This window comes from Desulfamplus magnetovallimortis (assembly GCF_900170035.1).
GTDB classification, from domain to species: Bacteria; Desulfobacterota; Desulfobacteria; order Desulfobacterales; family Desulfobacteraceae; genus Desulfamplus; species Desulfamplus magnetovallimortis.
The window spans coordinates 41366-60626 of sequence record NZ_LT828545.1; the positions used below are offsets into that span (position 1 = coordinate 41366).

The following is a 19261-nucleotide window of genomic DNA, read 5'->3' on the forward strand; positions in this document are numbered from 1 at the left end:
TTTTGTGATGTGTCATCATCAAGTGAGAAATCAAGCTCAAGTTCATCACCCTCATCAAAGCTAATGTCAGGTTCATTTGATTTAGCAGATGACTTTTGTGATGTGTCATCTCCAAGAGATAGATCAAGTTCTAACTCATCACCCTCATCAAAGCTAATGTCAGGTTCAGTTGATTTAGTAGATGGCTTTTGTGATGTGTCATCATCAAGAGAAAGGTCAAGTTCAAGATTTGGTGCATCGGGAGATTCAGGGGCATTTATATCTGGTATTTCATCTTCTATTTTGAAATCAAGTTCAAGCTCAGGAGTAGTTCCGGAAGTCGAAGGCTCCGGTAGTGACCCGCCATCTTCATCATCAAGAGAAAAATCAAGATTAATGTCATAATCTATATCATCATCGTCGTCTGAGAGTTTTGTTGAGTCACTGTCAATTTTTAGTTCATCTTCAAGGGATATATCCATTACCATATCATCTTTGTCGGGCAATGAAGTATCGCCTTTTGTGTCAAGGGCGAGTTCATCCTCAAGATTCAATTCATGTTCCGGTTTATCAAAGTTTATAGGGGCATCAGAAGGGGCTTTTGGAGTTGCCTTAACGTTTTTTGAAAGATCAGACACTTCATCAATCTCAATGTTATCTTCAAATTGAAGCTCATTTGCAGTTTGGGTTTTAGAATCGGTCTGGGACTCAGGTAGTGTGGCAGGTGTTTGTGTCTCTGAATGGGAATCGTCATGTTTTTCATGATGCTTTGGAGTGTCGGCTTTTTCCGGTGGAGTCGTAACTGCTGAAAGAGATGACGCACTATCTAAATCTTTGCGGGAAGGAGGGTAAGCTGTAAATACATGCTTGCAAATGGTGCAGCGGACTTTGGATCCCTCTTTTTTTAGAATGGATTCATCAAGGTTGAATTTTGTTGAGCATTCTTTACAGGTGATAATCATAAGCCTCCCCTCTTAAATGGTGTTCAGGCAGAAACCTTTTTTGTGCAGAAAAGTTTATGTTTTAGCGCCTGATCATTAGTTCTCTTTCAGTTTTTTTCAGGAAAAACAAAAAAACAGGTTGTGTCAGGCACTTATGTACTTAAAATTGTAAATCAAATATGGCAGGAAGATTTCTGTATTTTTCATTATAATCAAGACCATATCCTACAATGAAGCCTTTTTCAATGGTAAAACATGCATAATCTACAGCAACCGTCAATTCTCGTCGTTCATTCTTATTTATAAGTGTGCATATTTTTATTGAAGCTGGGTTGAGTGATCTGAAATAGTTGATAAGGGCAGCAAGTGTTCTGCCCGTATCTACAATATCTTCGACAAGAATAATATGCCTGCCTTCAAGCTGCAGATCGACTTTTTTGGTAAATTCAATTATGCCGGTGGTTTCTGTTCCGCTGTAGCTTGATGTGCCAACAAGATCAATTTCATGGTCAATGGTAATCGCCCGTGTAAGATCCGACAGAAATATAAAAGATCCCTTCAATATGCCGATCAGTACAAAGTCCTTGTTTTTATAATCACTTGAAATCCGGTGAGCAATATCGGTTACACGGTCATGGATCTCCTTTTGAGAGATTATGGGAATCAAATTTGTCATATTCTTTATAGTCCTGTTTCCGCAAGTTTTTCAACAAGTTTTTTTTGTTGATCAGTAAGTTCTTTTGGAAAGTTTATGTGAATCATCACAAACAGATGACCACATCCATTGCCATTCATAAAAGGAATACCATGTTGGGATATCCTCAGCTTTCCTTTGTGTTTTGTTCCTGGTGGAATATTGAGATTCATTATTTTTCCGGCAGGGGTTTTAATATCAATTTTGGTTCCAAGTAACGCTTCGGAAAGTTTTATCTCCTTTATTGTTGTAATGTCATTCCCTTCTATCATAAATTCTGGATGGTTAATAATATTTGATTTGATAAAAAGGTTGCCTCTTGGGCCTCCATAGGGGCTTACCTCTCCTTTTCCAGGAACACGTATTTTTTTGCCTGAAACCATTCCTTTGGGTATGTTCACCGATAGTGTGTCTGTATTGCCGGCGTGGTTTACGGTTACAGTTTTTTTGCAGCCATTGATGATCTCTTCAAGGGTAAGGTGCAGTTCATATTCAAGATCGTTTCCTTTTACCTGTCTTCGGGAGCTGCTGTTCATATTTCCAAATGGGTTACCTCCCGTTCCACCTGTAAAGGCGTTTCCTGAAAAACCTCTTCCAAATGAGGCTCCGCCAAAATTTTGACCAAATCCAAATTCTTTTAAAATATCACCCAGATCAAAATTTCTGAAAATATCTTCCTGGCTGAAGCGTTGCTGAAAATCAGCAGAGCCATATGTGTCATACTGATTGCGTTTTTCCTTATCACTTAAAACAGCATAAGCTTCGCTTATCTCCTTGAATTTTGCTTCAGCATTTTTATCATCCTTGTTTTTGTCAGGATGATATTTGAGCGCAAGTTTATGGTATGCTTTTTTTATTTCAGAAGGAGTGGCGTTTTTTTCAACCCCAAGAATTTTGTAGTAATCTGTTCCAGCCATTTTTTTATCCTTTATAACCAACGTGGCGGATCACCGCCACAATCTAAATGTTGAAAGTCATTTTAAAACAGCCTGTTACCGAGACTTTCATATAACGGCCATGGCGGCATTACCGCCACAATCGAAGAGATGAAAGTCGTTTTAAAAACAGCCACTTACTGAGACTTTCATATAAACGTACATGGCGGATGCCCGCCACAATCGAAGAGATGAAAGTCGTTTTAAAAACAGCTATTCATTGAGACTTTCATATAAACGGCCATGGCGGCATTACCGCCACAATCAAAGGAATGAAAGTCGTTTTTAAAACAGGCTGTTACGGACACTTTCATATAGAAAACACCATGCAAGATTTGTTCAGTTTGTTTTTGAATATAAAAATAAACTGAATTTATTTACTGTCAAGATGGGCAAAATATGTGTTGATGAGCCTGTAAAAAGTCAGATTTCGAGAATATTTTACTCATAACCCACTGAAATAACCCACTGAAATTATTAATAGCCACTTCTGTGTTGAGGACTTTTTATAAGACCATCATCTGTTGAATAATGAGTAAACGGGCATGATTGATTATGTATCAATCACCCCCAAGTATAAAAATAATAATTATTTTCACGGTAAATTGAAAGGCATAAATTTATTGTCTGGATATGTGTCAATTCGCTCCTGCTTTTCTTAGTGCAGTGATGCCGATCATAATTATTGATATTGCAGCCGGAGTCATGCCGTCTATTCTTGATGCCTGTCCAAGGGATTCGGGCATTATGGATATAAGTTTTTCCCTTATCTCGTTTGAAAGACCATTAAGGGTTGTGTAATCCATATCCTTGGGTATTTTTACAACTTCCATATCCCTGAATTTTTTTATTTCCCTGTGTTGACGGGCAATATAGCCTTCATATTTGATTTCGATTTCCACCTGTTTTTTGACCCTTGGTGAAACAGGAGAAGTATCAGGGAAGAGAGTATCTACCGCTGAGTAATTTAGTTGTGCCCTTTTCAGGAGTTGATCCAGCTTGATGCCGGTTGTAATAGGTGGCGTGCCCGAAGCTTCAAGGTAGGTGTTAACCTCTTTTGAAGGCTTGACTGTATATTCCCTTAGTCTTTTAATCTCTTTTTGTATATCAGCTTCAAGAAGCTTTGTTTTTGCAAGTGTTTCATCCTTTACAAGACCTAAAGAGTGGGCTTTTTCCACAAGTCTTAAATCAGCATTATCCTCTCTTAACATCAGTCTGTATTCTGCTCTGGATGTGAACATTCGGTAGGGCTCTTCGGTGCCTCTGGTTACAAGATCATCAATCATAACTCCCATATATGCCTGGGAACGATCCAGAATAAATTGTGGTTTTTTCTGGATTTTACATGCGGCATTGATTCCTGCCCATAGCCCCTGTGCTGCTGCCTCTTCATATCCCGATGTACCGTTTATCTGGCCTGCAAGAAAAAGTCCTTCTATTTTTTTGTTTCAAGGCAGAATGTGAGCTGTTGGGGGTTGAGGTAGTCATATTCAATTGCATAGGCAGGTCTTATTATTTCAGCCTGTTCAAGGCCCGGTACCATACGTACAAGTTCTGCCTGTATTTCCCAAGGCAGGCTGTTGCCAAGGCCGCTTGCGTATATCTCTTCTGTCTCAATTCCTTCGTGCTCCAGAATGACCTGGTGACTTTCCCTTTCAGGAAATTTAACGATCTTGTCTTCAAAGGAAGGACAATATCTTGCTGAACGTCCGTGAATATGACCACCGTAAAGGGCGGAGTATTGAAGATGTTTTCGTACAAAATCGTGGAGTTGTGGGGTGGTATGCCCCATATAGCTTGGAAGCATTGGGTTGGATAGAGATTGGGTTGAAAAAGAGAAAAACGTTGGTTCAGTATCTGAATCCTGGCGGGTAAATTTTGAAAAGTCAATGGATTGTCTGTGCAGCCTCGGTGGAGTTCCGGTTTTCATTCTGCCAAGCTGAAAACCATATTTTTTAAGGGATTCTGCAAGGGCAATTGAGGAAAATTCCCCTGCACGCCCTGCTTCAAATGCTCTGTCTCCTATATGTACTGTTCCTTTAAGAAATGTTCCGGTGGCAAGTATCACTGCTTCTGATTCAAAACCAAGACCGCTTCTTTCAATTACACCTTTTATTTTGTTATCTTCAACAACAATATCTTCAATCATTGTCTGTTTGATTTCAAGACAAGGAGCGTTTTCCAGTGCAGATTTCATGACCATGTGATATTTAATTTTATCGTTTTGTGTGCGTGTGGAGTGTACAGCAGGCCCTTTACGGGTATTCAGTGTATGGTACTGAATGGCTGATGCATCAGATGCTTTTGCCATCATGCCACCAAGTGCGTCTATCTCCTTAACAAGCTGTCCCTTTGCCATGCCTCCAATGGATGGACTGCATGGCATGGATGCTGTTTTGTCAAGGTCAATGGTCACAAGGAGAACCGAACAACCCATTCTTGATGCAGCAAGGGCTGCTTCACATCCTGCATGTCCTGCACCGACAACAATTATATCATATTTTTTTTTGTAGAATTTCATGGGCATTTACTATATATCTGCTTATCATTCCGGTCAAGAAGAGCTTAATATTTTTGTATCATGGAAAGCAGGCCATATCAAAAAGAAGCTGTAATGACGGTCAAGGGAACGTGCAATTCAAGGGAGAAAATTAAAGATTTGAAAGAAAAAAGATATTATGATTTTAACTCCTATTTGCGATCCTGTTTTGGGGAACGTGTTCAAAAGATTACTGTTGATACGGGGCTTGGATGTCCCAACCGTGATGGAAGGGTCTCAAGCGGAGGGTGTATATATTGCAATAGTCGTGGTTCCGGAAATGGCCTTTGGGAAAAAGGATTTTCCATAACTGACCAGATTGAACAGGGGCGCAAGGCAATGATGAGGCGCTACAAGGCAAAAAAATTTCTGGTCTATTTTCAATCCTATACCAATACATATACCTCCTGTAAACATATGAAATCCATGTATGATGAGGCTCTTACAGTTGAAGGGGTTGTGGGAATGGCCATAGGAACTCGCCCTGACTGCATTGATGAAGAAAAGATTGAGCTTATAGCCTCTTATACTCCCGAATATCTGGTGTGGCTGGAGTACGGAGTCCAGTCAATCCACGATGCTACCCTTGAGCGGATCAACAGAGGGCATGATTTTGCATCTGTTGTTAATGCTGTCAACCTTGCCAAAAAGTATAATATTAACATATGTGCTCATATTATTTTGGGGCTTCCTGGTGAAAACCGCAGTATGATGATGGAGACAGCCCGCAGGATTGGAGAGCTTGGAATAGATGGTGTTAAACTTCATCTTTTGTATGTTGTAAAGGGAACGCTACTTGAACAAATGTACAAAAATGGTTCTTATAAATGTCTCTCTATGAATGAATATGTGGAGCTTGTATGTGATTTTATTGCACATCTGCCAGAAAAAGTTATTATTCAGAGAATAACAGGTGACCCCCATGCAGATGAGCTGGCAGCGCCTTTGTGGGCGCTTGATTATCACCTTGTCTATAACATGATACAGGATCGTCTTGAAGAAAGGGATATCCGCCAGGGTGATTATTTTTGATTTGAGCCTGGAAACTCCTTTGAGATGTGATCCTTAAGTTTGCCATTGGTATCTCTTGTTACAATAAGACATTCCGTTCCTTCAATGCTATTTACAAGCTCTACCCCTTTTTCAGCTCCCATTACCATAAGGGCTGTTGCAAGGCCATCGGCAAATGTGCAGTTATCGGAAATAACAGAAGCACTTACAACGCCGTTGGACACAGGATAGCCGGTTACGGGATTGATTATATGGGAGTAGGTTTTTCCTTCAAGTTCAATAAAGTTTCTGTAATCTCCGCTTGTGGCAAGGGCTCTGTTTTTAAGTTCAAATGATGCGTAGATTGCGTTGGGGTTCCCCCCTTTGTCAGGTCTTGTTACCCCAACCATCCATGGGGTGGAAGGCTTTTTTACTCCGTGTGCAGCAACTTCTCCTCCAATTTCCACAAGAAAGTTTTCATACCCATTTTTTATTAACATTTCACTAACTGCATCAACTCCAAATCCCTTGGCAATGGAACCAAGGTCAAGGGTTATCCCGTCAAGCTTTTTTTCAAGAATTGGGCCAGAAGTCATCTGGTTTTTATTGCCTGATAAAGAAATATGATTAAATCCTGTGTGCGAAAGGCGCTCTTTTACTGTCTCAGGGGAGGGGAGGCGTTTTAGCTGCCGTTCTGTTCCAAAGCCCCATAGATCAACAAGGGGTTTTAGGGTTGCATCCCATGCACCATTTGTTATTGTGTAAAGTCTCTCTCCAATACTCATTACATATGCAAAATCTCGGGATATTTCTGTAATTTCATTTTTTGATGCTTTATTGAAAGCAGATATTTCACTTGACTTAGAATAGACAGACATGCTCTGGTTTACCGCTTTTAATTTCGCGTCAATGCCCTCTTTTATCTCTTTTTTGGCTTTTATGTGGGATGGTAGGTAACCATTTGTGTCAGCAATGGGTATAACCACTTTTATGTGGTAGGTTGTACCCATTGTTTTTCCTGAAAAGATTTCAACAGAAGTCTTTTGGGGTTGGGCAGATACTATGGATGAGGGTGTGAGTATGCATAAATTAATTGATATTAAGCAAATTGCTAATGATATGAAACAAATTTTAAATGATTTTTTTATGGTGTGTTTCATGGTGTTTATTTGAAAATCTCCATAACATGCTGACATTTAAAGATTTTAATATATTTGATTCTTATTTCTGATTTTAGTGTTCTTTTGGCAAGAGAATCAGAGAACCTCTTTGGCTCTGGCTTGTCCAGGTTAGGTTGTGGTGATCATCCGCCTGTATGTTATCAAAAAAAAGGGACATGAAAAATAAATATCATGCCCCCTTCAAAGATGTTTCATTTTTTTGGTGTGCCCGTCAGGGCATTGCTGCCACAAAGATCTTTATGCGTTGTATGATTCCTTTATGGAATTGTCCGGATTGTAGCATGTCCTGCAGCAGTTAAGGCAACGGTTTGCCTCTTTAAGAGCCTGGTCTTCCGGAAGTACCTGATCCACTTCTACAAAAGATCGGATACGTTCATTGACAGGAAGCTCAGGCATCTCTGCCCGTTTTATCGGTGTTATACCAGGAACGGTTGTAAATACAGACTCTTCAATCCTTTTACCCTGGAGAGATTTTTCCACAGGAGCAATTTTTTCACCCTTGAGGAAAAGATCAATGGATCTGGCAGCCCTTCTGCCTGCTCCAATTGCATCAACAACAAGAGCAGGGCCTGTTGCAGAGTCCCCACCTGTAAAAATATAGGGGATGGATGTTGACTGGAGGGTTGTCGGGTCATTGTCAATGGTACTCCACCTTGTCAGGGCAAGTTCTGAGATTCGTCTTGAGGTCTCTTCCTTGAAACTTGCATCTGGTGATTGACCAATGGCAGTTACAATGGTGTCAACTTCAAGAAGGGTTTCAGAACCTTCAACAGGAACAGGTCTTCTTCTGCCACTTGCATCAGGCTCACCAAGTTCCATTTTAAGGTACTCAAGGTGAGTTACATGGCCATCTTCATTGCCGATAACCTTTGAAGGTGCAGCAAGAAAAACAAAGTCAATGCCTTCATGTTCAGATGCTACAATTTCAACTTCATTTGCAGGCATCTCTTTACGTGTACGGCGATATACCATGTAAACCTTTTCAAGGCCAAGCCGCAGCATGGTTCTTGCGCAATCAACAGCAGTGTTACCACCGCCGATTACACATGCTTTTTTCCCAAGAGGCAGTTTTTCTCCCATTGCAGAGCGGGAAAGGAAGTTGATTCCGTTATAGCATCCTTCAAGGTGGTCTCCTGGAATACCAAGTGAGTAGTCTTTCCAGGCTCCAATACCCATAAATATTGCTTCATAGCCTGCTGTGACAAGTGAGCCTAAACCAAAATCGCTTCCAAATCTTACGTTGGTACGGGTTTCAATGCCAAGCCTTGTAATCCCTTCAATTTCCCAGTCAAGTACTTTTTTGGGAAGACGGTATTCAGGAATTCCGTAGCGGATAATTCCTCCAAGTTTTGGCATGGCTTCAAAAATTGTGACCTGATATCCAACACGTCTCAGAAAATATGCGCAGCTCAAACCGGCAGGACCACCGCCGATTACAGCAACTTTTCTGCCATTATCAGGTGCACATGTGATGGGAACCCTTGTGCCAGATTTCATCTCGTAATCAGCAGCAAAGCGTTTAAGCTGATTGATGGATACAGGTTCATCTTCAATGCCTCTTCTGCATAGATCCTCACATGGATGTGGGCAGACCCTTCCGCATGAGAGAAGAAGCGGATTTCTCATACGAATGGTCTGTACGGCAGCTTTGTAGTCACCCTTTTTGATCTCACTTATATATTTGGGGATATTGATTTCAGCAGGACATCTCTGGGAACATGGTGCAAGTGCTCCATCTTCCTGGTTGAAATCAAGCAGCCTTTCAGACATTGTCTTTACCTGTAAAATATTTTTTGGACAGGCATTTTCACAGGCACCACAGCCTACGCACATGGTTTCATCCACAACAGGAAAACCATCTGGCCCCATATCAATGGCACCAAAATTACATGCTTTTATGCAATCACCAAGGCCAAGACAGCCTACACCGCACTCTCGCTGGCCTCCGAAAAAACCTGAAAGTGCCTTGCAGGAGTTCACTCCAAGGTAGTGGTATTTTGTATTAGCCCTTTTTCCGCCATCGCAGGTATTGTTGGCAACCCTGGGTGATGCACTTCCGGGATCCATGCCCATTATCTCTGCAACTTTTGCAATACCTTCAGAGCTTGAAATGACACATACACTGGGAGATGCCTTGCCTTCAACAACAGCCTGGGCAGCAGAACTGCAACCGGCATAGCCGCATCCACCACAGTTTGCCCCTGCAAGGTTGTTTTCAATCATGGCGATCCTGGGATCTTCATAGACATAGAATATTTTGGACGCATAGCTGAGGACAAGGCCGCATACACCGCCTATGCCCAGCATAAATAGTAGCGCTTCCGTCATAATAACCTCATGATCTTGGATTGTAGTTTAAACCATCCCTTTAAATGCAAAAAACGAGAGTGCAATCATTCCGGCGGTTACAAGACCTATGGATGTATCCTGGAGAGGTTTTGGCACTCTTGCAATATTTATCCTCTCTCTTATGCCTGCAAACAGGATCAGGGCAAGGCCGAATCCAACAGCATAGCTGAAAGAGGATACAAGGGACTGCATAAATGTATATTCTTCGTTTATGTTGATAAGGCAGACACCCATTACAGCACAGTTGGTTGTAATGAGAGGAAGAAAAATACCAAGGCCAGCATAAAGGGCTGGAATGCTTTTTTTAAGGAACATCTCAACAAACTGAACAAGTGATGCAATGATCAGAATAAATGAGAGGGTTCGAAGAAACTCTATGTCAAGGGGTTTCAGAAGGTATGTATCTGTGATCCATGTAATGATACCGGCCATGACAAGAACAAAAACAACAGCCATTGCCATTCCTGTGGCAGTTTCCATCTTTTTGGAAGTGCCGAGAAATGGGCAGTTGCCAAGAAACTGCGCCAGGAGAATGTTATTGACAAAAATGCAGCTTATGGCAAGAACGAAATAGTCACCCATTTAAGTAGTCTCCTTTTATTTCTTACCGATAAGGTTCATTAAACACAGCAGCAGTCCAAGACATACAAAGGCACCTGGTGCTTCAACCATGAAAGTAAAAGGCTGAAAGTCAGGTCCAAAAACCGGATTGCCCAGAATGGTACCGTCTCCAAGACACTCCCGAACAGCTCCAAGGGCTCCCAGGGATAATGTAAAACCTATGCCCATGCCAAGGCCATCGGCGATTGCCATGTGGGGAGGATTTTTGCTGGCAAATGCTTCTGCACGGCCAAGAACAATGCAGTTAACAACGATCAGGGGAATAAATATACCAAGTTTCAGGAATAGAGGATAGGTATATGCCTGCATCATAAGTTCAACGACCGTTACAAAGGTCGCTATTATAACAATAAAACAGGCAATCCTGACTTTAGCTGGTATGATATCTCTTAGAAGTGAAACAAGAAAGTTGGAACAGACAAGTACAAAGGTAGTTGCAATACCCATTCCAATCCCGTTTTCAACAGATTTTGTTACCGCAAGAACAGGACAGAGACCCAGAACCAGGCGAAACGGGGGAACTTCTGCCCAAAGTCCCTTGGTAAACTCTTTAACTATGGATTGTGCCATAATATAATATCTCCTAATTGGCCATCTGTGCGGTCTGTTTTTCAATCTCTGGTTTTAGGCGGGTATATAACTCCTGGGCCTTCTGAGCCGCAAGGCAAACCCCAACCGATGTGATGGTCGCTCCGGACATTGCATCTATCTCTCCGCCGCTTTTCTTTATCCCGAGGTTTTTATCCATTGTCTTTCCGGCAAACTGGGAGACAAACTTTGGATCGTCTTTGGCTCTGGAGCCAAGGCCCGGGGTTTCACTGTGAGTTGTAACTGCAACGCCAATAATCTCGTCCGACTCAATATTTACACCCACCATGAGACCGATATCTCCACCAAAGCCCTTACCTTTTGTCTCAAAGGTGATAGCTTTGGGGGTGCCATCATATTTGCCAACAAAAAAAGTGACCTCTTCTTCCTGGTCCATGATTTTGAATCTGTCCTGAAGAGGATCGTTTGATACATCACTCAGGATGAGTTTGATGGCAGGTGCTTTCTGGAATTTGAGTACCTGATTTTCAATTTTATCGTTGGTTCCTGTTTTGACAGCAGCCAGCATGCCTCCTGAAAAGGCGCTCAGGACTGTCAGAACAACAACCATGCTTATCATTTCACGCATTGTTCACACCCTTTCCCAACGCTTTTGGCCTTATGTTGTCAATTAGCGGATTAATAAGATTAATCAGCAGGATAGCAAAGAACGTACCATCAGGATAGGCACCGATGTTTCTGATCAGAATGGTCATCAAGCCTCCCATGGCTCCATATATAAACATGGGAATGGTGTGTACCGGGGATGATGAAGAGTCTGTGGCAAGAAAAAATGCGCCGAGAAGCGTATATCCTGTAAAAAGATGAAACATGGGTTCAGCATATTTTCCCGGGTCAACCATGTTAAATAGTCCTGCTGTTACAAGAATACCTGCAATGTATGAAACGGAAATTTCCCATCTGATGAATCCGCGCAGTATAAGGTATATCCCGCCTAAGATGATCCCTATTCCAGATACAGCTCCAATTGCACCAACCTCTTTTCCGATCACAAGATCTGATAGGTTGAAAAGTCCCGTGGCTGAGACTCCCTGATGTTTCAGGGCAGCAAGGGGGGCAAGGGCAGTAAAATTGAAATCATAACTGAGAAGGGTTGCATCAAAGTCAAAAAAGGTGTGCCATGAAACCATCAGTATTGTGGCACCGATAACAGCAGGGCTGAAGGGATTGCCGCCAATTCCTCCAAAAACCTGCTGACCAACAACAACGGCAACGAATGTACCGATGATGACCGCCCACCATGGGATTGTTGCAGGAAACATCATGCCCAGAAGCATGCCTATGACCCCTGCATTGTAGTCATTCAGGGTTATAGGACGTTTTGAAATAAAGTTAAAAAGTGCTTCCCAGGCCATGGCAGTTGAGATGGAGAGACATATAACACCAAGAGCAGGCATGCCGAACTGAAAAATCCCGAAAAGAACTGCAGGAAGGGCAGCCGCCATTATATTGAGGTTCATGCATTTGATGCTGCTTCCATCGTGCCAGAACGGGGCATGGGATACTGTGAATTTGTTCTGCTTATGCATTTTCAGCCTCCGTTTCAATCTCTGATTCCAGCTTTATAAGTTCCCGTTTCCCAAGACGGATATACTGGAATATTGGGATGTTTGCTCTGCATACATAGCTGCAGAGGCCGCACTCAATACAGGAAAGCATGTCGCAACTATCAGCAGCATCCTGATAAAGATTGGCTTCAAGGTAGCGAACAAGCAGGTTTACAGGAACATTGGCAGGACATATCCTTATGCAGTTACCGCAGTTGATACATGGATAGTCGGAGATTACCGGTATCTCGCTGCTTGCCTGGATAATGATTGTGTCCATATCCGGCAATACAGGGTGATAAAGGGTATAAGCAGAGATTCCCCTTAGAGGGCCGCCTATAATTACCCTGTCTTTTTCAACTGCCTCAATACCAAGCTGGGTTAAAATTCTGTGAATCGGGGTTCCTATGGTTGCTTTTACCCTTGTGGTGTTACCATTTTTATCTGTTACACCAATGAACTTTTCATAAACAGGTTCTTTGCGGTCATAGGAGTCAACAAGTGCAAAAACAGCCTCGGCTGAAAGAAAACAGATTCCTGTATCCTCAAATGATTTGCGAGGTGCCTTGAAAATCCCCAGATGCTTTTGAATAATTATTTCAGGCAAAGAGTCAGTATAGTCACAGGATATCTTTATGAGGTTCATTCCTCCGAATGCCCCAAGTTTTGACATGCTTTCAGGCAGGGCAATCATAATATCCTGAATACCTGTCAGGCGTTTGAGAAGGTCAACTCCTTTGCCAATATTATCTCTGAATCTTGTCATAACAAACTGTTGGGTTGTTGAAACAAGATCAGCATCAACGGCATTGATAATAATTTTTGTGACCCTGCATCCTGGATCGGCAAGCAGTTTCAAAGGTGGGTTGCCTGGGATGCCCTGTAGATATTCTGCCGCACTTGCGATATCCGGAGTATCTGCATATCCGGCAAATTCATTGTCGCCTTCCTGGTTTGTGTTTGTTTCCAGGGTCAGACAGGTAACGGCCTCGCCTGTATTTCCTGTTACAGGAGAGATGTTTGTGATGGTTCCGGAAACAGGCATTGTAACATACTCACTGCTTTCTTTGTAGAGAAAGAGTCTGTCTCCCTTTTTGACCACCGCACCTTTTTTTTACAAGGGATTCTCTGGTGCTGTCCAATGGTTCGTTCAGCAGTAGAATCATCCTGGGTGGTACTGGAATGGCCTCCGGCTCTTTTGGACCTGATTCAACAAGGTCGCATTTGAGCTTTGGTTCAGTTAATCCGATAAATGATCTCTTAATCATAACAAACCTTTATCTGGTGAAATTGGGTGATCCATGTCTTTATTTTGACGATATTGCCTGAAACTTGAGTTGCATCAGCAATGCATGCCGTAGTTATCATGGTCTTTGATAAAAAATTTTGTACCGCGAAAACTCTTTCACGATTTTATGACAGAGGCCGAACAATGACAGCCGTTACTGTCTGGTAACTTATCAATTCCAGTTAGGGGGTTTTTTAAGCAAACCTTTTTCCCTATATGATTTGATCTCTTCTCTATCACAACTTGCGATAGAGTCTGATTTCTTTATGGGCACAACATTTTGGATGGCTCTTGTTGGCAGTCAAGGGTCAAAAGTTAGATAGCATGGCATGAATTACATTCCACAGGACCTGCGCCCATATCCTGATGGCAGCCTGTACACTGTGCATGGAATGCGTCCGTTCTGCCCGGCATTGATTCATCACCGGTGGCCTCGTGACATTCACTGCAGTTATAGATCTCGTCATCTTCAATATTGTGATGACAATCCAAGCAGGAAACATCATACTCTGTGTTATGCACGCCGTGGGTAAAAAGAACCTTGCCTGCGGCATTGTGAAACATTAACCTGACAGGTTCATTTGGTGCCGGTGGCGGAAATGCTGCATAACATGTAAGACCAGTAATAAAAAGTACAACTGCGAGCAGAGAAGCGATTTGTAAATCTTTTTTCGAGGTCATGGTTATTGCCCTCATCCTTAAAATGGTAAAGCTGTTAATAGTGTTAATACGACAGGTTAAACCCTAAACCCTAAACGCTAAACTTTAACTCTACTATCTCAGAAAATGACAATATTCAAGTTAAAAATCCAGAGTTTTTGAAAAATCTGAATTGATTTTAATGAAAATGTCCTGGTATAAAAAAAAGGCAGACAGATAAAATACCACATTGGATAGTGGTGTCGTGTCTGTTATGCCTCAATATATTGTTGTGGATTGGTTTGCTGAGCAGCCTGTCAATGTGACTTGATTTTACGGATAAATCTGTTTGGGTCAGAATGCTTAGGAATGAGAACGAAATAACTTTCCCATTTTGATTTACACTAAGCGGGCGGAACACTCGGGTTCATGGATATAAATGGTCACGTTATTTAAAACCTATTCATTATCAATTTGCAATTTAACGATCATGGCTGATTTGTGCAAAGGTTTGCTTCTCAGGAGGGCTGGCAGTTTTCGTTCTTTTTTGTGAATCGCATGAGAAAAGGTTGAAACTCTTTTTTCTTTGCCCAGGCGTTGTTAATGAGTCGGATAACTCCAAATGAAACCGCAAAACACAAAGCGCCTGAAAGCAGAGATGTGATGGAGGGGTCTGTGTTGATTTTTGCAGATAAGGTATCACCCGTTGCTGCACCTGCAATAAGCATAAGCACGGGAAATATATATAGAAGGAATGTTATTTTAAGAAGAGGGGCTGTTTTAAATCCAACAATTACACGGTCTCCGATGGATGCATTAAGGGTGTTCTCAAGCTGAATGGTCATCTCCTGAGCTTTTGAAGCCTCCTGGCAGGAATCTTTGGACTCACATGATTCGCATGATTTTGATCTAACTGTTTTCACCCATGCATTTGCACCGATGGTGCCGGTTATTACCCCTTCTTTAGTCACCATATCTTTTCTCCATAAAATGGTTATGGCAGACTAATCTGCCATGGCCGTTTTATATGAAAGTCTCAGTAATCGGCTGTTTTTAAAACGACTTTCATCTCTTCGATTGTGGCGTGAATCCGCCATGTACGTTATAAAAAAATTAGGCATACAGGTTGACTTTTAACTCATTTATCTTCTGGCTGTATTCCTGCTCAATTTTCATCTGTTTTCGGCTGTATTCCTGGTCCAGCTCTCTGATTTCATCAATATGCTTTTGTTCTGTCTGTTTCTTCAGGACGCCTTTCTCCTGATCCAGTTTGCGTGCCTGCGTGCTGAGTGACACACTGTCACTGCTTCTTTCTGTTCCGGATGGCCCGTCGTTTGCCTGTGATGAAGACGCAGGTTCACTTGCAGTCAATGTTTGCATCTGGTATGGAATGCGGGAGCCTGTTATATTTAGTGCAGAGATCATGGGGCTTCTCCTTTCCCTGAACCATTTGCTGTTGCTTTGCCTGAATGATATCAGGCTATAAGGTCAACACTGAATCGATTTGCTGCCCCTGCTTGTGATGCTGCATAGGGTGATGTTGGTGCAGTGGAGTACATTTGTAATGAGTTTGATTGCTGTTGAAGACTCTGTCTCTGTTGCTCCATCTGCCGGGTGTCTCGGTTTTCCTGCACCCTGTTTGAATCCTGGGTTGCCTGGGAATTGTCCGATGCAGCGGAAGAGTTTACAGCCGCAGATGTCTCCTGCACCTGTGTTGATGACTGAAGCTCTCCTGTGGCAGCAGCTCTTGCTTCGCTGGAAATATTAACTTCAACGCCCTGGGTGTTCAAGGATCTTGATGTTTGAGAATCCTGTGTCTGTAATGCGTTACCTGAAGATCCATTTTCCTGATTGCGTTGTGTTGATACTCCTTGAGTATTTTCCTGTGTTCTTGAGCCATAGGATGACTGCATTGGTGAGGCATAGTTGTTAACATTATTTATATTCATTGCATCCTCCTTTTTGCCTTGGGTTTGCTTTGTTTTTATCTATGGTTACCCATGTGGCGAATTCAGGAATGATTTCAAAAAAGCCTATCTATCCACCTTCTGTGTGTATATTTAAAGTGGTTAGATCAATACTCAAAGCCGACACCTATGATCTTTTGAGCCTTGTCAACATTGTCTGAATCAGGATGTCCAAGATTACTCAAAAGCGACACCTATGAGCTTTTGAGCCTTGTCAATACTGTCTGAATCAGGATGCCCAGGATGCTCAGGATTTACAGGATAAAAATCCTGAGCATCCTGTAAATCCTGGTTATCCTGATTCAGACAAATTCAATAACTGCTCAAAAAACAATAAGGTGTCGATTTTGAGTCAATAAATCACAGGTTGTTTGAAACCAAATCCTTAACAAGTATAATTAAACCTTGTTATATATTCCCAATATATATATGCAAGAAGGTAAAGTCAATTTTTTTGAAATATTTTCCTTGACAAGGGTTTGGGAAAACTATATAAGCATTCCGTCTTTACCGAGTTTTTCATTTTTGAAAGTCGTGAAGCATCTGCTCCCCAGTAGCTCAGTCGGCAGAGCAAGTGGCTGTTAACCACTGGGTCCGCGGTTCAAGTCCGTGCTGGGGAGCCAATAAAAATAATTTGTTATCAAACCCCTTACAAAATTATTTGTAAGGGGTTTTTTTATATTCTTAATTTTTTAGATACAATTTTATCTATAATGTATTTATTATTATTTTTTTTATTATAGTGAAGGATTGGGGTATTTTTATTATCAGAAAATCTGTGAAATGGGTTTGCTATGGCCGTTATTAAAAATCAATTCCTTAGAAAGAATTTGTAACTGACAAGTTCCGGTATGGAATGTATTATAATTTGCGTCAGATGCGATACTCCTTGACATGGAGTTATTTACAGAATAGTTTTTAAAAATTCTCTGGTACTTGTATGTTGCGTTGAATATTGAGGACATTTGTCTGTGAATTTGTTGTAAGGTAACTGTGTAATGGTGGAATACTGCCCAAAGGTACTTACTGTTGATGACGAGGCTTTTATCAGAAGGAGTATTCGTCTTTTTCTTGAAGATTATGGCTTTACAGTTTTTGAGGCTGCCAATGGTAAAGAAGGTCTGAAGGTCTTTAATGAAGTTCAACCTGATATTGTGCTGCTTGACTTAAAAATGCCAGAGCTGGATGGTTATCAGCTTCTTGATCTTTTTTATGAAACCGCTCCTGAAATTCCTGTTATAGTGGCTTCTGGGACGGGAAACTTCTCTTCTGTTGTGAAAGCCCTGCATTCTGGTGCCTGCGACTATATCCTGAAACCCATACAGGATATGAATGTACTGCGTCATGCTATCCAAAAATGTTTGAAAGAGAGTGATCTTAAGAAAAAAAATCAGCAGTATCAAAAAGATCTTGAAAGGCAGCTTCGGCGGGCACAGAAGATGGAAGCAATTGCCGCCCTGACCGGAGGAATAGCCCATGATCTTAATAATATTTTAAGTCCGATATTAGGATATGCAGGTATGTTGATGAACTCATCACTGCCAGGTGATATGGTTTATCAGAGAAGTCAAAAAATTCAGAAGGCCGGTTACCGTGCGGCAGATCTTGTTAATCAGATTCTCAACCTTTCCAGAAAGGATGAAGGTGAAATAAGGCCGTTACAGCTTCGATATGTTGTAAGAGAAGTTGTAAGGCTGCTCAAAGGCTCCATACCCTCAACAATAACCATTCGGGAGTCGCTGGACAAAAGATGCGGCCGTGTTAAAGCAGACTCCACCCAAATTCATCAGGTTCTGATGAACCTTTGCACCAATGCATATCACGCCATGGAATCAATTGGTGGGATTTTGACAATTTCACTTAAAGAAGTCCTTGTAACTAACGATCAGGATTCACTTTTACCCCAAAATAAAGAAAGTGAGTTTTCCGGCATAATAATGCCTGACAATGTCCCTTCAAAGACCTTGCAGAACAACTCTTCATGGCCGAACTCACCACTCACAACCGACCATGATAATAATGATTGCTGCTTTCAAGGTAAATATAAGCAAATAGAACCTTCATCAGATGGCCCACCATGCTGTTGTTCAGTCTGGGAAGATATGTATGACCCCTCATCTTCAGGCAGAATCCCTGATAACCTCCTTCAATCCGGAAGGTATGCTCTGGTCCAGGTAACTGATACCGGCAAGGGGATTCCTGATGATATAAGACAGAAAATTTTTGACCCTTATTTTACAACCAAGGATGAAGGCAGGGGCACCGGACTTGGACTCTCAATTGCCAGAAACATTGTGCGCCATCTTGATGGAGAGATCCATTTTGAATCCTCCCCTGAGGAGGGGACATGTTTTTCGGTTTTGATACCGATATTAAATGAAGGTGTCAGGTATGATGAAGAAGCAAATAAAAAATTGCAGACAAGGCGCTCTGGAAGTCAGAATATCCTTGTTGTTGATGATGATACTGCAATTGTCCAGATGTACAAAGAGGGGCTTGAAGAGTCTGGCTATGTTGTAAAATCATTTGATTCCAGTATGAAAGCCGCATTATATATAAAAGAGCCTGAAAAAATATCGGGAGTTGATCTTGCTGTTTTTGATCAGACAATGCCTGATTTTACAGGTATCCAGCTAGCAGAGGAGCTTTTCAGTTTCAGGCCGGGTATCCCTGTGATTCTTTGCAGTGGTTATCCCATGGATAACCTTTCTGAGTTGCAGCGCAGTGTTCCCGGGATCAAGTCTCTTATGAAAAAACCGTTTACTGTTGAATGTCTTTCCATTGAAATTCAGAAAGTTTTACATGAAGCCGGGAAGCAAAACAATGGATGACCATAATAGAACAGAAATTCTCGTAATTGATGATGAGGCCTATATCCGAGATAGCGTAAAGGCTTTTCTTGAGGATTACGGTTATCATGTTAATGAAGCAAAAAATGGCAGAGATGCCCTGCTGTTTTTTGAAAAAAAAAGCCGGATGTGA

The 19261-nt window shown here is 41.7% G+C and carries 19 protein-coding genes, 1 tRNA gene and 1 pseudogene; 4 read left to right on the forward strand and 17 right to left on the reverse strand.

Translation table 11 applies throughout. The features are described from left to right. The 5 genes and pseudogenes from MTBBW1_RS11930 to MTBBW1_RS30190 all read right to left on the reverse strand — a co-directional run. On the reverse strand, positions 1 to 941 hold a 941-nt coding region (locus MTBBW1_RS11930), incomplete at its 3' end, for a zinc-ribbon domain-containing protein (protein WP_186441235.1). A gap of 139 nt (positions 942 to 1080) precedes the next feature. Beyond that, positions 1081 to 1596, reverse strand: a complete 516-nt coding sequence (hpt, locus tag MTBBW1_RS11935) for a hypoxanthine phosphoribosyltransferase (protein ID WP_080803914.1) — start codon at positions 1594 to 1596, stop codon at positions 1081 to 1083. 5 nt (positions 1597 to 1601) lie between these two features. Then, a complete protein-coding gene (locus tag MTBBW1_RS11940; RefSeq protein WP_080803919.1) occupies positions 1602 to 2531 on the reverse strand; it encodes a DnaJ C-terminal domain-containing protein in 930 nt (309 codons plus the stop codon). A gap of 656 nt (positions 2532 to 3187) precedes the next feature. Then, positions 3188 to 3835, reverse strand: a complete 648-nt coding sequence (locus tag MTBBW1_RS30185) for an MnmG/GidA family protein (RefSeq protein WP_342743895.1) — start codon at positions 3833 to 3835, stop codon at positions 3188 to 3190. Positions 3836 to 3937: 102 nt separating this feature from the next. After that, positions 3938 to 5076: pseudogene (locus MTBBW1_RS30190) on the reverse strand (FAD-dependent oxidoreductase); the annotation flags it as partial. Between the two features lie 132 nt (positions 5077 to 5208). Here MTBBW1_RS30190 and mnmL point away from each other — a divergent pair. Next, complete coding sequence (gene mnmL / locus MTBBW1_RS11950) at positions 5209 to 6120, forward strand: tRNA modification radical SAM protein MnmL/YtqA (protein WP_342743897.1); 912 nt, start codon at positions 5209 to 5211, stop codon at positions 6118 to 6120. Here mnmL and MTBBW1_RS11955 read toward each other — a convergent pair. The 12 genes from MTBBW1_RS11955 to MTBBW1_RS12005 form a co-directional block, all read right to left on the reverse strand. Beyond that, positions 6111 to 7088, reverse strand: coding sequence for an FAD:protein FMN transferase (locus MTBBW1_RS11955; RefSeq protein WP_186441236.1), 978 nt, complete (start codon positions 7086 to 7088; stop codon positions 6111 to 6113). The genes mnmL and MTBBW1_RS11955 overlap by 10 nt on opposite strands. Before the next feature lie 408 nt (positions 7089 to 7496). Further along, positions 7497 to 9587 (reverse strand): FAD-dependent oxidoreductase, encoded by a 2091-nt coding sequence (locus tag MTBBW1_RS11960; RefSeq protein ID WP_080803929.1) that lies wholly within the window; start codon positions 9585 to 9587, stop codon positions 7497 to 7499. Between the two features lie 27 nt (positions 9588 to 9614). Further along, the gene (gene rsxA, locus MTBBW1_RS11965) at positions 9615 to 10190 is read right to left on the reverse strand and encodes an electron transport complex subunit RsxA (RefSeq protein ID WP_080803932.1); all 576 of its coding nucleotides are present in this window, start codon (positions 10188 to 10190) and stop codon (positions 9615 to 9617) included. Between the two features lie 15 nt (positions 10191 to 10205). Beyond that, positions 10206 to 10799, reverse strand: a complete 594-nt coding sequence (gene rsxE / locus MTBBW1_RS11970) for an electron transport complex subunit RsxE (RefSeq protein WP_080803935.1) — start codon at positions 10797 to 10799, stop codon at positions 10206 to 10208. 13 nt (positions 10800 to 10812) lie between these two features. After that, on the reverse strand, positions 10813 to 11406 hold the full coding sequence (rnfG, locus tag MTBBW1_RS11975; protein ID WP_080803938.1) for an RnfABCDGE type electron transport complex subunit G: 594 nt from the start codon (positions 11404 to 11406) through the stop codon (positions 10813 to 10815). Further along, the gene (locus tag MTBBW1_RS11980; protein WP_080803942.1) at positions 11399 to 12367 is read right to left on the reverse strand and encodes an RnfABCDGE type electron transport complex subunit D; all 969 of its coding nucleotides are present in this window, start codon (positions 12365 to 12367) and stop codon (positions 11399 to 11401) included. The genes rnfG and MTBBW1_RS11980 overlap by 8 nt, the downstream gene beginning before the upstream one ends. Next, positions 12360 to 13487: a 4Fe-4S dicluster domain-containing protein gene (locus MTBBW1_RS11985; RefSeq protein ID WP_245809358.1), complete on the reverse strand. Its 1128-nt coding sequence runs from the start codon at positions 13485 to 13487 to the stop codon at positions 12360 to 12362. The genes MTBBW1_RS11980 and MTBBW1_RS11985 overlap by 8 nt, the downstream gene beginning before the upstream one ends. Continuing rightward, positions 13441 to 13653: a hypothetical protein gene (locus MTBBW1_RS29530; protein WP_245809359.1), complete on the reverse strand. Its 213-nt coding sequence runs from the start codon at positions 13651 to 13653 to the stop codon at positions 13441 to 13443. Before MTBBW1_RS29530 ends, MTBBW1_RS11985 begins: the two co-directional genes overlap by 47 nt. A 335-nt stretch (positions 13654 to 13988) precedes the next feature. After that, a complete protein-coding gene (locus MTBBW1_RS11990; RefSeq protein WP_080803945.1) occupies positions 13989 to 14354 on the reverse strand; it encodes a cytochrome c3 family protein in 366 nt (121 codons plus the stop codon). Positions 14355 to 14830: 476 nt separating this feature from the next. Continuing rightward, positions 14831 to 15286, reverse strand: a complete 456-nt coding sequence (locus tag MTBBW1_RS11995) for a SoxR reducing system RseC family protein (protein ID WP_080803947.1) — start codon at positions 15284 to 15286, stop codon at positions 14831 to 14833. Between the two features lie 139 nt (positions 15287 to 15425). After that, positions 15426 to 15737 (reverse strand): hypothetical protein, encoded by a 312-nt coding sequence (locus MTBBW1_RS12000; RefSeq protein WP_080803949.1) that lies wholly within the window; start codon positions 15735 to 15737, stop codon positions 15426 to 15428. 50 nt (positions 15738 to 15787) lie between these two features. Further along, positions 15788 to 16261: a hypothetical protein gene (locus tag MTBBW1_RS12005; protein ID WP_080803951.1), complete on the reverse strand. Its 474-nt coding sequence runs from the start codon at positions 16259 to 16261 to the stop codon at positions 15788 to 15790. A gap of 565 nt (positions 16262 to 16826) precedes the next feature. Here MTBBW1_RS12005 and MTBBW1_RS12010 point away from each other — a divergent pair. The 3 genes from MTBBW1_RS12010 to MTBBW1_RS29090 all read left to right on the forward strand — a co-directional run bounded on the left by MTBBW1_RS12010 (position 16827) and on the right by MTBBW1_RS29090 (position 19261). Further along, a tRNA-Asn gene (locus MTBBW1_RS12010) sits at positions 16827 to 16902 on the forward strand. 375 nt (positions 16903 to 17277) lie between these two features. Further along, on the forward strand, positions 17278 to 19110 hold the full coding sequence (locus MTBBW1_RS12015; RefSeq protein WP_080803952.1) for a sensor histidine kinase: 1833 nt from the start codon (positions 17278 to 17280) through the stop codon (positions 19108 to 19110). Continuing rightward, a complete protein-coding gene (locus MTBBW1_RS29090) occupies positions 19103 to 19261 on the forward strand; it encodes a response regulator (RefSeq protein WP_222424052.1) in 159 nt (52 codons plus the stop codon). Before MTBBW1_RS12015 ends, MTBBW1_RS29090 begins: the two co-directional genes overlap by 8 nt.